This is a genomic window from Stenotrophomonas sp. Steno-C18, assembly GCF_056393195.1.
Window position 1 is genome coordinate 162,552 of sequence record NZ_JBWJOX010000007.1, and the last position, 14,905, is coordinate 177,456.

Below are 14,905 nucleotides of genomic sequence, written 5' to 3' on the forward strand. Positions count from 1 at the left end.
TCTTACGTGCTGACGCCCGCAGCGGCTTGTGTAACGGCCGCTACTGAAAGGCGTCGTCGCGCTTCACATCACTCAACCCTTCAGCTTGGCCAGCGCCGCATTGAAGGTGGCGCTCGGGCGCATCGCCGGGCCGGCCTTGGCCAGGTCCGGGCGGTAGTAGCCGCCGATGTCCACGGCCTTGCCCTGCACCGCGACCAGTTCGTCGACGATGGTCTGCTCGTTGCCGGCCAGCGCCTCGGCCAGCGGTGCGAACCTGGCCTTCAGCGCAGCGTCGTCGTTCTGCTCGGCCAGGGCCTGCGCCCAGTACATGGCCAGGTAGAAATGGCTGCCGCGGTTATCGATGGTGCCGAGCTTGCGGCCCGGCGAGCGGTCGTTGTCCAGGAACGTGCCGTTGGCCTCGTCCAGCGCCTTGGCCAGCACGGCGGCGGCCTTGTTGTCGTAGCGCTGGGCCAGGTGCTCCAGCGACGCGGCCAGGGCCAGGAACTCGCCCAGCGAATCCCAGCGCAGGTAATCCTCTTCGACGAACTGCTGCACGTGCTTCGGGGCCGAACCACCGGCGCCGGTCTCGAACAGGCCACCGCCGGCCATCAGCGGCACGATCGACAGCATCTTGGCGCTGGTGCCCAGCTCCAGGATCGGGAACAGGTCGGTGAGGTAGTCGCGCAGCACGTTGCCGGTCACCGAGATGGTGTCCTGGCCCTTGCGGATGCGCTCCAGCGAGAACGCGGTGGCTTCCACCGGCGACAGGATGCGGATGTCCAGGCCGTTGGTGTCATGGTCCTTGAGGTAGCGCTCGACCTTGGCGATCACCTGCGCGTCGTGGGCGCGGGCAGCATCCAGCCAGAACACCGCCGGGGTGCTGCTCAGGCGGGCGCGGGACACGGCCAGCTTCACCCAGTCCTGGATCGGCGCGTCCTTGGTCTGGCACATGCGCCAGATGTCACCGGCTTCCACGGTGTGCTCGAACACCACGTTGCCGGCGTCGTCGGTGACGGTGACCACGCCATCGGCCGGGATCTGGAAGGTCTTGTCGTGCGAGCCGTACTCCTCGGCCTTCTGCGCCATCAGGCCGACGTTCGGCACCGAGCCCATCGTGGCCGGGTCGAACGCACCGTGTGCCTTGCAGTCTTCAATCACCGCCTGGTACACGCCGGCGTAGCAGCGGTCCGGGATGACGGCCTTGGTGTCCTGCAGCTTGCCTTCGGCGTTCCACATCTTGCCCGAGTCGCGGATCATCGCCGGCATCGAGGCGTCGACGATCACGTCCGACGGCACGTGCAGGTTGGTGATGCCCTTGTCGGAGTTGACCATGGCCACGGCCGGGCGCTTGGCGTATTCGGCGGCGATGTCGGCCTTGATCGCTTCCTGGGTGGCTTCGGGCAGCTGCGGCAGGCGCGCGTACAGGTCGCCGATGCCGTTGTTGGCGTCGAAACCGACTTCCTTCAGGGCGGCGGCGTGCTTGGCCAGCACGTCCTTGTAGAACTCCTCCACCACCACGCCGAACATGATCGGGTCGGAGACCTTCATCATCGTCGCCTTCAGGTGCAGCGAGAACAGCACGCCCTGCGCCTTGGCATCGGCCACCTGGGCGTCGATGAAGCTGGCCAGCGCCTTGCGGCTCATCACCGAGGCGTCGACGATCTCGCCGGCCTTGACCGCGGTCTTTTCCTTCAGCACGACGGTCTTGCCATCGTTCTGGACCAGCTCGATCTTCAGGTTGCCAGCGTTGGCCAGGGTGGCCGACTTCTCGCTGCCGTAGAAGTCACCGCCGTCCATGTGGGCGACGTGCGACTTGGAATCGCCGCTCCACGCGCCCATGCGGTGCGGGTGCTTGCGGGCGTAGTTCTTGACCGACAGCGGCGCACGGCGGTCGGAGTTGCCTTCGCGCAGCACCGGGTTCACCGCGCTGCCCTTGACCTTGTCATAGCGCGCCTTGATGTCGCGCGAGACGTCGTCGGTGGGTGCGTCCGGGTAGTTCGGCAGCACGTAGCCCTGGTCCTGCAGCTCCTTGATGGCGGCCTTGAGCTGCGGCACCGAGGCGGAGATGTTGGGCAGCTTGATGATGTTGGCGTCCGGCTGGGTCGCCAGCTCGCCCAGCTCGGCCAGGTCGTCGCTGATCTGCTGGCCGTCCTTCAGGTAGTCCGGGAACTGCGACAGGATGCGGCCGGACAGGGAGATGTCACGGGTCTCGACCGAGATACCGGCGGTGGCGGTATAGGCATCGACGATCGGCAGCAGCGACTGGGTCGCCAGGAACGGAGCTTCGTCGGTGAGCGTGTAGATGATCTTCGGCGTATTCGACATGGGGGCAGGAACTCTCTTGCTGACGGATGCGTTGCGTGGTGAACGGGGGTGGCCGGTGCAGCGGGCGCGGGCAATGCCCGGCCCCGGGCCGGGCCGCCGTGGGGAAACCTTTGCATTGTCGCGTTTTCACCCGGGTCCGGCAAAAGCGCGCCATACGCAAACGTAGGGATGATCGCGGCGTTTCCAATGCAACCGTGCGCAGGCCTTGGCGTGCCTTGCATCACGGCCCGGTGCACGCTGCTGGTCTCAGCTGCAACCGATGCGGTTGTCCCGGGACAGGCCCGGCGGACGCGCAGGCGCGGTGGCGTGCGGCCGGAAGCGGCGCATAAAAAAGGCGCAGCCAATCGGCTGCGCCCATGCGTACCACCGGCGGGAGAGAGTGCGCCGGTGGACGCCCTACCTCACTTCACTTCGAACTGCTGCGAGCCAGCCGACTTGCCATCAACGGTCACGTCGGCGGTGTACTTGCCTGCCGGCCAGCCGCTGGGCTTGGTGAACTCGACATTGGTGGTGCCGGTGTCGGTGGCATTGAGCGTCGCGCTCTGCTCGCCGGCCACCTGGCCGTCCTGGTAGGTCAGCTTGGCGCCGACGGTGACATTGTTGGCGGTGCCACTGGTCTTCACCGAGACGACGATCTTGTCCTTGGTGCCGAGCATGGCCACCGGCGCCACGGACTGGTCGGCGGCAACGGTGTTGCCCACCGTCACCGAGGTGACGGACAACGCCGGCGCAGCCGGTTCAGCCATCGGAGCCGGGGCCGGAGCCGGGGTGCTGGCGGCCGGCGGCGGCGGTGCGGCTTCCTCTTCCTTCTTCTTGCAACCGACCAGCGCGACGGCGCCGATCACAGCGATCATCAGGGCACTGCTGAGCGAAGTCTTCTTCATGGATTGCTCCGGTATGTGTTTGGTTTTGGACAGCGGAAACGGGGCTGCATCAGGCCTGGCGCGGCGGAATCCTGAGGACCTGGCCGGGGAAGATCTTGTCCGGGTCGTCCAGCGCATCCCGGTTGGCCTCGAAGATCTGCTTCCACGCGTTGGCGTCGCCGAGCAGGTGTTTGGCGATCTTGGAAAGGTTGTCACCCTTCTGCACCGTGTACTGCTGCTCGCTCACGATCTGCTCGGTGCTGGTCACCGATGCGGTCACGTCTGAAAAGTCCGCTTTCTGCACGATCTGCTCCGTACTGGTGACGGAGGCAGAAACGTCAGAGAAATCCGCCTTCTTGTCGGTACCCATCCAAGCCACTCCGCTTCTTGACTGGCGACCACGATTACACGCCGCCTGTTAAGGTTTTATCTCGGCCGTGTAAAAACCAGCGTACGGGGCTGAATGTTCATTGACGCAGGTCGCGGATCGGCGCGGTGGCGGCGGTCCGGTCCGGGCTGGCCCGGCGCGGATTGATGTCCAGGCCGCCACGGCGGGTATAGCGGGCCTCCACCTCCAGCGAGGCTGGGCCGCAGCGGCGCTGCAGGTCCAGGAAGATGCGCTCCACGCACTGCTCGTGGAACTCGGCATGGTCGCGGTAGCTGACCAGGTAGCGCAGCAGGCCTTCGCGGTCGATGCGCGGCCCGTGGTAGCGGATGCTGACGCTGGCCCAGTCCGGCTGGCCGGTGACCGGGCAGTTGGACTTGAGCAGGGCCGAGGTCAGGGTCTCCTCGACCAACGTGCCGGCGTCGGCCAGCAGGAAGCCGGCGTCCGGCGGCCCGTAGCAGTCGATGTCCACGTCAACGTGGTCCACGGACTCACCGTCCGCCCCGGCGAAGGCCGGCAGGCCGAACTCGACCCGCACGTCGGCGCCGGCGCAGGCCGACAGGTCGGTGGCGATGCGCTCGCGCACCGCCTCGGGCCGGTTGAAGCGCGCGTTGTTGAGCGAGTTCAGGTACAGCTTGAGCGACTTGGACTCGATCAGGTTCGGCGAGGTCGCCGGCACCCACAGGGTCAACGTCTCCACGCACGGCTTGCCGCGGGCGTCCAGCCAGCCCAGTTCATAGGCGTGCCAGCGGTCTTCGCCGTGGAAAGGCAGGCCGCCGCCCAGGCCGATTTCCGCGCGGGCCCCGGCACGGGGGATCGGGAACAGCAGGCTGGCGTCGTACTGGCGGGGGTAGTCGACCTCGCGGCCGAGGCTGGAATCTTGGGGGGTATTCATCGGCGCCATTGTAGGGGCAGCAGTTTGAGCGGCGGATTTACCGACACCCGCTTTCACTGCACACCCCACCCCAGGCGCAGGTTCAGTTCAGCAGCCGCTTCCACCACGACGTGCCCGGCTTGGCCTGCGGCACTTCCTCGCTCTGCAGGCGCATCACCTGCCGTTCCGGGTCCAGCGCCGAGGGGCCGTAGACGACGCGGATGCGCTCCTCGGCGGTCGCCCCAAGGGTGTCGCCATCGCTGATGACCATGCCGTTCTCGACCAGGTAATCGACGATCCCGGTGAGCCGGCCGAACACCTCCTCGGCACTGTCCTGGGTCTCGGGAATCTCGATATCCATCAGCCCCAGCATGTCCATGCCACGGGTATGGCCGGTCATCACCCCGTCCGGGCGCTCACCGACGTTGATCGCCACCCAGGCGATCGGCATCGGCTCGGGCAGGGTGGCCTGGGTCAGTTCACGGAACAGGCCCGGCAGCACCACGTGGTTGGCACTGCCGAAATACACCGCCTGGATGCTGTCGGACAGGGCGATGGCCGAGGCCAGCACGCGGCTGAGCAGCGCGGCCTGGGCGACCAGGTTGGTGTCCTGGCCGTCCTGGCCGAACGCCATCACGGTGACGATGGTGTGCGCGGCGTAATCCACCGGCGCCGGCGTGGCGTCGGGCCACAGCCGGCTGTGCGCGCAGATCTGGTCGATGTCGTCGCCGATCTGCACCGGGATCGGCATCAGCGCGATCAGCGCATCGCCGTACTCCAGGCATTGCATCGGCGACTCGTCGCCGCCGGCCGCCTTGTCCTGGCCGTCCTCGGCGGGCATCTCGCCCAGCCGCAGCAGCGACGGGTCCAGGTCGGGCCAATCGCTGCGCATCTGCGCCAGCAGGGCGTCGGCGGTGAGCGTGGGATCAAGCTGCGATTGCAGCAGCATGGCCAGGCTGGCGCTCATGGGAGTGTCCTTCTTCCGTGTCGAGGGGGGCACGACACTACCGGGAGTCAGCCAGCCTTGCCACCGTGCAGGTAGTCCAGCGACACCTGAAGCAGCGCGCGCAGGCCGACGTCCAGCGCCTTTTCATCGAGCAGGAACTTCGGCGAATGGTTGCTGGGCGCGGTCGCCGGGTCGATGCCCGGGGACGTCGAGCCGACGAAGAAGAACATCGCCGGCACCTGCTGGGCATACAGCGAGAAGTCCTCCGAGCCCATCTGCAGCGGCGGCTCGTAGACGTTGTCCGTGCCCACCACCGCCTGCAGGCTGGGCAGCATGCGCGCGGTCAGGGCCGGGTCGTTGACCGTGGCCGGGTTGCCGTCGTTCTCGTAGATGTCCGTCACGGCGGTGGCGCCGTGCGCGGCGGCGGTGTGCTCGGCGACGTTGCGCAGGTCGGCGAAGATCTGCCGGCGCATGTCCGCATCGAAGGTGCGGATTGTGCCGACCATCTCCACCGAGTCGGGGATGATGTTGTAGCGGATGCCGCCCTTGATCGCGCCGACGGTCAGCACCGCCGGCTGCCTGGACAGGTTGGCGCGGCGGCTGACGATGGTCTGCGCGGTGCCGATCAGGTCGGAGGCGGCGACGATCGGGTCGATCCCGTTCCACGGTGCCGAGCCGTGGGTCTGGCGGCCGTTGACGGTGATCGAGAAGCGGTCCGAGGCCGCCATCAGCGGGCCGCCGCGCACCGCGATCTGCCCGGCCTGGACGCTGGAGAACACGTGCAGCCCGAACACGGCCTCGGGCTTGAAGTCCTTGAACAGGCCCTGCTTGAGCATCAGGTCGGCGCCGCCCTGCTCCGGCGGCGGTGCGCCTTCCTCGGCCGGCTGGAAGATCAGCATCACTTCACCCGGCAAGCGGTCGCGCATGGCCACCAGCGCGTCGGCCACGCCCAGCAGGGTGGCGGTATGGGCATCGTGGCCGCAGGCGTGCATCACCCCGACCTGCTCGCCGCGGTACTCGGCCTTGGCCCTGGAAGCGAACGGCAAGCCGGTCTGCTCGGTGACCGGCAGCGCGTCCATGTCGGCACGCAGGGCGATCTTCGGGCCCGGCAGGCCGCCCTTGATGATCGCCACCACGCCGTGCACGGCAACACCGGTCTTCGGCTGCAGGCCCATCGCGCGCAGGCGCTCGGCGACCTTGGCGGCGGTGCGCTCCTCGCGGTTGGAGAGCTCGGGGTGTTCGTGGAAATCGCGACGCCAGTCCACTACCTGCTGCTGCAGCCGCCTGGCCGCCTCCGCCACTTCCGGGCGTTGTGCCTGCTGGGCCTGCGCCAGCGGGGAGAGGGCGCACAGCAGCGCGGTCAGCAACACGGTCGTGCGGGCCATCGGCAATTCCTTGGAAAGGGAGCGTTGGGGGACTGTAAGCCAGAACCGGGGCGATGCGCGGCGGGCGGACCCGTCGGTGGACGGTAGCGCGGGGCCGTGCGCCGCCGGGGCGTGACCGGAAGACTCGCGCCGTGCGTGGCTCGGCACTGCCGGGACCATGACGGCCGGCGTGGCGCTACGGCGGTCAACCCGGGGCGCTCTGGAACGTTCACGACCCTGTCGCGGTCTGAGCGCGTAGGCCATCGGTCATGAAACAGACCGACACGGGCCGGCGCTATCCTTGGCAGCTTGATCGTTTCTTCCCCTTATCGGTTTCTCAGGAGTTTTCGCATGTCGCGTTTCTGGAAGATTGTGCTGCTGGTCATCGCAGTGCTGCTCGTGGCCGGGATCGGCTACCGGGTGATGGGGGGCGGCAAGCAGAAGGCGGGCGCGCCGACGGCAGGTGCCATGCGCGGGGGCCAGGGCGGGGGCAACGACGCCCCGGTGCCGGTCACCGTGGTCGCCGCCGAGCGCAGGAACGTGCCGGTATACGTGACCGCCCAGGGCACGGTGACCGCCTACAACACCGTCACCGTCAGCCCGCAGGTGGGCGGTGAGCTGCTGAGCGTGAACTTCCGCGAAGGCCAGGCCGTGAAGAAGGGTGAGCTGCTGGCGCAGATCGACCCGCGCACCTTCCAGGCCCAGTACGACCAGGCCGCGGCCAGCAAGCGCCAGAACCAGGCCCTGCTGGCCACCGCGCAGTCCAACTTCGAGCGCTCCAACTCACCGGAATACCGCCAGTTCGTCGCGCAGACCGACCTGACCACGCTGCGCAACCAGGTGGCCCAGTACCAGGCCGCGGTCGCCGCCTCGCAGGCGTCGATGGACCAGGCCAAGGTGCAGCTGGACTACACCCGCATCACCTCGCCGATCAATGGCGTTGCCGGCATCCGCGCGGTGGACCCGGGCAACGTGGTCAGCGCCGGCACGCAGATCGTCACCGTGACCCAGCTGCAGCCGATCTACGTGCTGTTCAACCTGCCCGAGCAGCAGCTCGACGCGGTGCGCAGCGCCCAGCAGGCCGGCCCGCTGCAGACCGCCACGCTCGACCGCGAGGGCGGCAGCGTGGTCAACGCCGACGGCAAGCTGCAGGTGGTGGACAACCAGATCAGCAGCACCAGCGGCACCTTCCGCCTGCGCGCCGAGTTCGGCAACGCCGAGGGCGCGTTGTGGCCGGGCCAGTTCGTCAACGTGCGCATGCAGCTCAACGAGCTGCCCGATGCGGTGGTGGTGCCGGCCGAAGCCGTGCAGCGCAGCAGCAACAGCGACTTCGTCTACCTCATCAAGGCCGATGGCACGGTGACGCTGCGCGACGTGGTCCAGGGCGGCCAGGTCGATGACAGCCACGTGGTGATCAGCAAGGGCCTGCAGGGCGGCGACAAGGTGGTCACCGAAGGCCAGTTCCGCCTGAAGGAAGGCAGCAAGGTGACCCAGCTGGCGCCGGGCCAGGCACCGCCGGAACCGACCGAGGACCAGCTCAAGGCGGCCAGCCAGAAGGGCCGTGGCGGCAGGGGTGGCCCGCCGCGCTGACGCGCCGCGCGCCCTCCGTCCCTCCCCCTTCGCACCAGGAATCGCCCGTGGGCTTCTCGACTATCTTCATCCGCCGACCGATCGCCACTTCACTGCTGATGATCGGCCTGATGCTGCTGGGCATCCTCGGCTACCAGCGCCTGCCGGTGGCCGCGTTGCCCGAGATCGAGGCGCCCAGCCTGGTGGTGACCACGCAATACCCCGGTGCCAGCGCGCAGACCATGGCCTCGCTGGTGACCACGCCGCTGGAGCGGCAGCTGGGCCAGATCTCCGGCCTGGACATGATGACCTCCGACTCCTCGGCCGGGCTGTCCAGCATCGTGCTGCAGTTCTCGATGGAGCGCGACATCAACACCGCCGCGCAGGACGTGCAGGCGGCGATCCGCCAGGCCACCCTGCCCAGCTCGCTGCCCTACCAGCCGGTCTACAACCGGGTGAACCCGGCCGATGCGCCGATCCTGACCCTCAAGCTGGCCTCGGACACGCGCCCGCTGCGCGAGGTCAACGACCTGGCCGACTCGGTGCTGGCCCAGCGCCTGTCGCAGACCGACGGCGTGGGCCTGGTCTCCATCGCCGGCAACGTGCGCCCGGCCGTGCGCATCCAGGCCAACCCGGCGCAGTTGTCGAACATGGGCATGACCCTGGAGGACCTGCGCAGCGCGCTGACCCAGGCCAACGTCAACGCGCCCAAGGGCTCGCTCAACGGCAAGACGCAGAGCTACACGCTGTCCACCAACGACCAGCTGGCCGACGCGGCGGCGTACAACGACATCATCATCCGCTACCAGAACGGTGCGCCGGTGCGCCTGCGCGACGTGGCCAAGGTGGTCGACGGCGTGGAGAACGACCAGATCGCCGCCTGGGCCGACGGCAAGCCGGCGGTGCTGCTGGAAGTGCGCCGGCAGCCCGGCGCCAACATCGTCAAGACGGTGGAGAGCATCCGCCAGATCCTGCCCAGCCTGCAGGCGATGCTGCCGGCCGACGTGACGCTGGACGTGTTCTCCGACCGCACCGTGACCATCCGCGCCTCGGTGCACGACGTGCAGTTCACGCTCATCCTCACCATCTGCCTGGTGGTGGCGGTGATCTTCGTGTTCCTGCGCCGCCTGTGGGCCACGGTGATCCCGTCGGTGGCGGTGCCGTTGTCGCTGCTGGGCACCTTCGGGGTGATGGCCTTCGCCGGCATGTCGCTGGACAACCTGTCGCTGATGGCGCTGACCGTGGCCACCGGCTTCGTGGTCGACGATGCGATCGTGATGATCGAGAACATCGTGCGCTACATCGAGCAGGGCAAGGACGGCCAGGAAGCGGCCGAGGTGGGTTCGAAGGAGATCGGCTTCACCGTGCTGTCGCTGACGGTGTCGCTGATCGCGGTGTTCCTGCCGCTGATCCTGATGCCCGGCGTCACCGGGCGCCTGTTCCACGAGTTCGCGTGGGTGCTGTCGATCGCGGTGGCGATCTCGATGCTGATCTCGCTCACGCTCACGCCGATGATGTGCGCCTACCTGCTCAAGCCCGACGCCCTGCCCGAGGGTGACGACGCCCACGAGCGGGCGGCGGCCGCCGGCAAGGTCACCGCCTGGTCGCGGCTGGTGCACGCCTACGAGCGCAGCCTGGACTGGGTGCTGCGCCACCAGCGCCTGACCCTGGGCATCGCCTTGGCCTCGGTGGCGCTGACCGTGCTGCTGTACATGGTCATCCCCAAGGGCCTGCTGCCCGACCAGGACACCGGCATGGTCACCGGCGTGGTGCTGGCCGACCAGAACGTGGCCTTCGACCAGATGCAGCAGCGCACCCAGGCCGTGGCCGAGGCGCTGCGCCACGACGAGGCGGTCACCGGCGTGGCCGCCTACATCGGCGCCGGCACCATGAACCCCACGCTCAACCAGGGCCAGCTGAGCATCGTGCTCAAGGACCGTGGCGAGCGTGACGGGCTGGACGTGATCCTGCCGCGCCTGCAGGCCGCCGCCGCGCATATCCCCGGCGTCGCGCTGTACCTCAAGCCGGTGCAGGACGTGACCCTGGACACGCGCGTGGCCGCCACCGCCTACCAGTTCTCGCTCTCGGACATGGACAGCACGGAGCTGGCCGCCCAGACCGAGCGCGTCACCGATGCGCTGCGGCGCCTGCCGGAGCTGGCCGACGTGGACAACAACCTGGCCAACCACGGCCGGGCGCTGCACGTGCAGGTGGACCGCGACAAGGCCAGCCGCTACGGCGTGCCGATGCAGACCATCGACGACACACTGTACGACGCCTATGGCCAACGCCAGATCTCCACCATCTTCACCCAGCTCAACCAGTACCGCGTGGTGCTGGAAGTCGCACCGGAGTTCCGCAACAGCGACGCGCTGATGAACCAGCTGGCGATCGGCAGCAACGGCAGCGGCACGCTGACCGGCAGCAACGCCACCACGCTGGGCCAGGTGAGCTCGAGCAACTCCTCCACCGCCACCGGCATCGGCAACAGCAACACCGGCATCGCGCTGGGGGGCGGCGGCAGCATCCCGCTGTCGGCCATCGCCACCGCGGTGCCCGGCACCGCGCCGCTGATCGTCAGCCACCAGCAGCAACTGCCGTCGGCGACGATCTCCTTCAACCTGGCCCCGGGCTACTCGCTGTCCGAAGGCGTGGACGCCATCAACAAGGCGGTGGCCGAACTGCAGCTGCCCCAGCAGATGCAGGCCCAGTTCATCGGCACCGCCGCCGAGTTCTCCAGCAGCCAGACCGACGTGGTGCTGTTGCTGCTGGCGGCCATCGCGGTGATCTACATCGTGCTGGGCGTGCTGTACGAGAGCTACATCCACCCGCTGACCATCATCTCCACGCTGCCGCCGGCCGGCGTCGGCGCGTTGCTGGCGCTGTACCTGTGCGGGATGAGCCTGTCGGTGGACGGCATCGTCGGCATCGTGCTGCTGATCGGCATCGTCAAGAAGAACGCGATCATGATGATCGACTTCGCGCTGGACGCGCAGCGGGCCGGCACCAACGCGTACGACGCGATCCGCCGTGCCTGCCTGCTGCGCTTCCGCCCGATCATGATGACCACCGCGGCGGCGATGCTGGGCGCGTTGCCGCTGGCGCTGGGCACCGGTATCGGTTCGGAGCTGCGCCGCCCGCTGGGCGTGGCCATCGTCGGCGGCCTGCTGCTCTCGCAGCTGGTCACGCTGTACACCACGCCGGTGATCTACCTGTACTTCGAGCGCCTGTCCGAATGGGCGGCCAGGCGCCGCGAGCAGCGTGCCGCCGCGCGCCTGCACGCTGCCCGCTGAGGCGCACGGATGAACATCTCCGCGCCCTTCATCAAGCGCCCGATCGGCATCGGCCTGCTCGCCATCGGCCTGTTCTTCGCCGGGCTGGTCTGCTACCTGCGGCTGGGCGTGGCGGCCCTGCCGAACCTGGCCATCCCGGTGATCTTCGTGCAGGCCTCCAACACCGGTGCCGACGCCAACACCATGGCCGCCACGGTGACCGCGCCGCTGGAGCGCCACCTCGGCCAGGTGCCGGGCATCGACACCATGCGCTCGAGCAGCAGCGACGGGCGCAGCATGGTGTTCCTGATGTTCAACACCAGCCGCGACATCGACGCCGCCGCGCAGGACGTGCAGGCCGCGATCAACGCGGCGATGGCCGACCTGCCGGCCGGCATCAACACGCCCACCTACCAGAAGGCCAACCCCAACGACGACCCGGTGATCGCGCTGGCGTTGACCTCGGAAACACAATCGGTCGCCGAGCTGTACAACCTGGCCGACTCGCTGCTGGCGCAGCGGCTGCGCCAGCTGCCGGGCGTATCGCAGGTGGACATCGCCGGTGCCTCGACGCCGGCGGTGCGCATCGACCTCAACCTGCGCGCGATGACCGCGCTGGGACTGAGCCCGGACGACCTGCGCAACGCCATGCGCGCGGCCAACGTGGCCTCGCCGCTGGGCTTCCTCAGCGACGGCAGCAGCCAGACCGCGATCGTCCTCAACGACCAGGTGCGCAAGGCCTCGGACTTCGCCAACGTCGCCATCTCCACGCATGACGGCTCGGTGGTGCGGCTGAAGGACATCGCCACCGTCTACGACGGCCAGCAGGACGCCTACCAGGCCGCCTGGTTCAACGGCAAGCGCGGCGTGCTGATGTACGTGTACCTGCGCAGCGGCGACAACCTGGTCGCCACCGTGGACCGGGTCAAGGCCTCGGTTCCGTCGCTGGCCGGCTACCTGGACGCCGGCACCACGCTGACCCCGTACTTCGACCGCACCCCGACCATCCGCGCCTCGCTGACCGAAGTGCAGATCACGCTGATGATCAGCCTGGCGATGGTGATCCTGACCATGGCGCTGTTCCTGCGCCGCCTGGCCCCGACCCTGATCGCGGCGGTGACGGTGCCGTTGTCGCTGGCCGGCGCGGCCCTGGTGATGAGCACGCTGGGCTTCACCCTCAACAACCTGACCCTGCTGGCGCTGGTGATCGCCATCGGCTTCGTGGTCGATGATGCGATCGTGGTGATCGAGAACATCATGCGCCACCTCGACGAAGGCTTGGACCGCAAGCAGGCGGCGCTGGCCGGCGCACGCGAGATCGGCTTCACTATCGTCTCGATCACCGCATCGCTGGTGGCGGTGTTCCTGCCGATCATCTTCGCCCAGGGCATGCTCGGCGCGTTCTTCCGCGAGTTCACGCTGACCCTGGTGGCGGCGATCGTCGTTTCGGCGATCGTCTCGCTGACCCTGACCCCGGCACTGTGCGCGCGCTTCCTGCAGCCGCATGAGGCCCACGTTCACGAGTCGCGTACCCATCGCATGCTCGACCGCATGCACGAAGGCATGTTGCGCCTGTATACCGTGGCGCTGGACTTCTCGCTGCGCCACTGCCTGCTGCTGGCGCTGACCCCGCTGCTGCTGATCGTGGCGATGGTGATGCTGGCCGGCGCGGTCAGCAAGGGCTCCTTCCCCGAGCAGGACACCGGGCTGATCTGGGGCCGGGCCAGCTCCAGCGCCACCGTGTCCTTCCAGGAAATGAGCACGCGCCAGCGCCGCCTCAGCGACATGTTCCTGGCCGACCCGGCGGTGAAGATGGTCGGCTCACGGCTGGGCTCCAGCCGCCAGGGCAGCAGCGCGCAGTTCAACATCGAGCTGAAGACCCGCCAGGACGGCCGCCGCGAGCCGACCAAGGATGTGGTCGCCCGCCTCAGCGCCAAGGCCGCGCAGTTCCCCGACCTGGACGTGCGCCTGCGTGCGATCCAGGACCTGCCCTCCGACGGCGGCGGCGGTGGCCAGGGCGCGCAGAACCGCGTGACCCTGCAGGGCAACGACGCCGACCAGCTCGCCGAGTGGCTGCCCCGGCTGGTGGAAGTGCTCAAGCAGAACCCCAAGCTGCGCGACGTGGGTTCGGACGTGGACAAGGGCGGGCTGATGCAGAAGATCGTCATCGACCGCGAGAAGGCCTCGCGGCTGGGCGTGAGCATCGGTGCCATCGACGGCGCGCTGTATGGCGCGTTCGGCCAGCGCCAGATCTCCACCATCTACGCCGACCTCAACCAGTACGGCGTGGTGGTCAACGCGCTGCCCAGCCAGACCGCCAGCCCCTCGGCGATCGAGGACCTGTACGTGGCCTCCAGAAGCGGGCAGATGATCCCGCTGACTGCGCTGGCCCACCAGGAAGCCGGCCTGGCGCCGTCGCAGGTGACCCACCAGAACCAGTACACGGTGATGGACCTGAGCTACAACCTGGCCCCGGGCGTAAGCAGTGGCGAGGGCGATGCCATCGTCAAGGCCGCCATCGATGGCCTGCGCATGCCCGGGGACATCCGCCAGACCGAACGGGGCGGCTTCGGCCAGGCCACCGATCCATCGGCGATGCTGATGCTGATCATCGCCGCGATCGCCACGGTCTACATCGTGCTGGGCATGCTGTACGAGAACCTGGTGCACCCGGTGACGATCCTGTCGACCCTGCCCGCGGCGGGCATGGGCGCACTGCTGGCGCTGTGGGTGACCAACACCGACCTGTCGGTGATCTCGATGATCGCGCTGGTGCTGCTGATCGGCATCGTCAAGAAGAACGCGATCATGATGATCGACTTCGCGCTGGTGGCCGAGCGCGAGCACGGCAAGTCGCCGGCCGAGGCAGTGCGCGAGGCGAGCATCGTGCGGTTCCGCCCGATCATGATGACCACGATGGTGGCCATCCTGGCCGCGCTGCCACTGGCCATCGGCATCGGCGAGGGTTCGGAACTGCGCCGCCCGCTGGGTATCGCGATGATCGGCGGCCTGCTGATCTCGCAGAGCCTGACCCTGCTGAGCACGCCGGCGCTGTACGTGATCTTCTCGTGCCTGCAGAAGCATTGGCGCAACTGGCGTGCGCGTGCGAAGGAGCGTAAGCGCCTGCGCAGGCTGGCCCGTGCGTGAGTGACCGACAGGCCGGGAGTGCATTCCGGCCTGCATGACGCGACGGACGTGCAGCGCGACACGCTCTGCCCTTCCCTTTGCAGGACGCGCTCTGCCCCCTCCCTTTGCCGCAGGCAAGGGGAGGGCTGGGGAGGGGTGCTGTTGATCTGGCTGTTCCGTTGCAGTGGTTGCTAGGTGTGCC

The 14,905-nt window shown here is 68.3% G+C and carries 9 protein-coding genes; 3 read left to right on the forward strand and 6 right to left on the reverse strand.

Annotated features, from left to right (window positions below; all coding sequences use genetic code 11):
- Nucleotides 1-72: 72 nt before the first annotated feature.
- From AC06FE_RS15200 to AC06FE_RS15225, 6 genes are all read right to left on the reverse strand, one after another.
- Entirely contained in the window at nt 73-2,304 is a 2,232-nt protein-coding gene (locus tag AC06FE_RS15200) for an NADP-dependent isocitrate dehydrogenase (RefSeq protein ID WP_478073515.1), read from the reverse strand.
- Between the two features lie 401 nt (nt 2,305-2,705).
- Nucleotides 2,706-3,188 (reverse strand): hypothetical protein, encoded by a 483-nt coding sequence (locus AC06FE_RS15205; protein WP_132865916.1) that lies wholly within the window; start codon nt 3,186-3,188, stop codon nt 2,706-2,708.
- Between the two features lie 49 nt (nt 3,189-3,237).
- Nucleotides 3,238-3,537 (reverse strand): LysM peptidoglycan-binding domain-containing protein, encoded by a 300-nt coding sequence (locus AC06FE_RS15210; RefSeq protein WP_132865917.1) that lies wholly within the window; start codon nt 3,535-3,537, stop codon nt 3,238-3,240.
- 97 nt (nt 3,538-3,634) lie between these two features.
- Nucleotides 3,635-4,447, reverse strand: coding sequence for an NADPH-dependent 7-cyano-7-deazaguanine reductase QueF (gene queF / locus AC06FE_RS15215; protein WP_313252526.1), 813 nt, complete (start codon nt 4,445-4,447; stop codon nt 3,635-3,637).
- 82 nt (nt 4,448-4,529) lie between these two features.
- Entirely contained in the window at nt 4,530-5,393 is an 864-nt protein-coding gene (locus AC06FE_RS15220; protein ID WP_478073516.1) for a DUF4261 domain-containing protein, read from the reverse strand.
- Nucleotides 5,394-5,440: 47 nt separating this feature from the next.
- Nucleotides 5,441-6,757 (reverse strand): amidohydrolase, encoded by a 1,317-nt coding sequence (locus tag AC06FE_RS15225; RefSeq protein WP_132865920.1) that lies wholly within the window; start codon nt 6,755-6,757, stop codon nt 5,441-5,443.
- 330 nt (nt 6,758-7,087) lie between these two features.
- On the opposite strand from AC06FE_RS15225, the gene AC06FE_RS15230 reads away from it, so the two are divergent.
- The 3 genes from AC06FE_RS15230 to AC06FE_RS15240 are packed head-to-tail and all read left to right on the forward strand — an operon-like array spanning nt 7,088 to nt 14,724.
- Complete coding sequence (locus AC06FE_RS15230) at nt 7,088-8,326, forward strand: efflux RND transporter periplasmic adaptor subunit (RefSeq protein WP_478073517.1); 1,239 nt, start codon at nt 7,088-7,090, stop codon at nt 8,324-8,326.
- Between the two features lie 47 nt (nt 8,327-8,373).
- Nucleotides 8,374-11,598, forward strand: coding sequence for an efflux RND transporter permease subunit (locus AC06FE_RS15235; RefSeq protein ID WP_478073518.1), 3,225 nt, complete (start codon nt 8,374-8,376; stop codon nt 11,596-11,598).
- 9 nt (nt 11,599-11,607) lie between these two features.
- Nucleotides 11,608-14,724, forward strand: coding sequence for an efflux RND transporter permease subunit (locus tag AC06FE_RS15240; RefSeq protein ID WP_478073519.1), 3,117 nt, complete (start codon nt 11,608-11,610; stop codon nt 14,722-14,724).
- The last annotated feature ends 181 nt before the right edge of the window (nt 14,725-14,905 follow it).

Coding starts and splice junctions, on each gene's coding strand:
- AC06FE_RS15220 (WP_478073516.1), bottom strand. CDS start 5,393: ATGAGCGCCAGCCTGGCCATGCTGCTGCAATCGCAGCTTGATCCCACG.
- AC06FE_RS15230 (WP_478073517.1), top strand. CDS start 7,088: ATGTCGCGTTTCTGGAAGATTGTGCTGCTGGTCATCGCAGTGCTGCTC.
- AC06FE_RS15240 (WP_478073519.1), top strand. CDS start 11,608: ATGAACATCTCCGCGCCCTTCATCAAGCGCCCGATCGGCATCGGCCTG.
- AC06FE_RS15205 (WP_132865916.1), bottom strand. CDS start 3,188: ATGAAGAAGACTTCGCTCAGCAGTGCCCTGATGATCGCTGTGATCGGC.
- queF (WP_313252526.1), bottom strand. CDS start 4,447: ATGAATACCCCCCAAGATTCCAGCCTCGGCCGCGAGGTCGACTACCCC.
- AC06FE_RS15225 (WP_132865920.1), bottom strand. CDS start 6,757: ATGGCCCGCACGACCGTGTTGCTGACCGCGCTGCTGTGCGCCCTCTCC.
- AC06FE_RS15210 (WP_132865917.1), bottom strand. CDS start 3,537: ATGGGTACCGACAAGAAGGCGGATTTCTCTGACGTTTCTGCCTCCGTC.
- AC06FE_RS15200 (WP_478073515.1), bottom strand. CDS start 2,304: ATGTCGAATACGCCGAAGATCATCTACACGCTCACCGACGAAGCTCCG.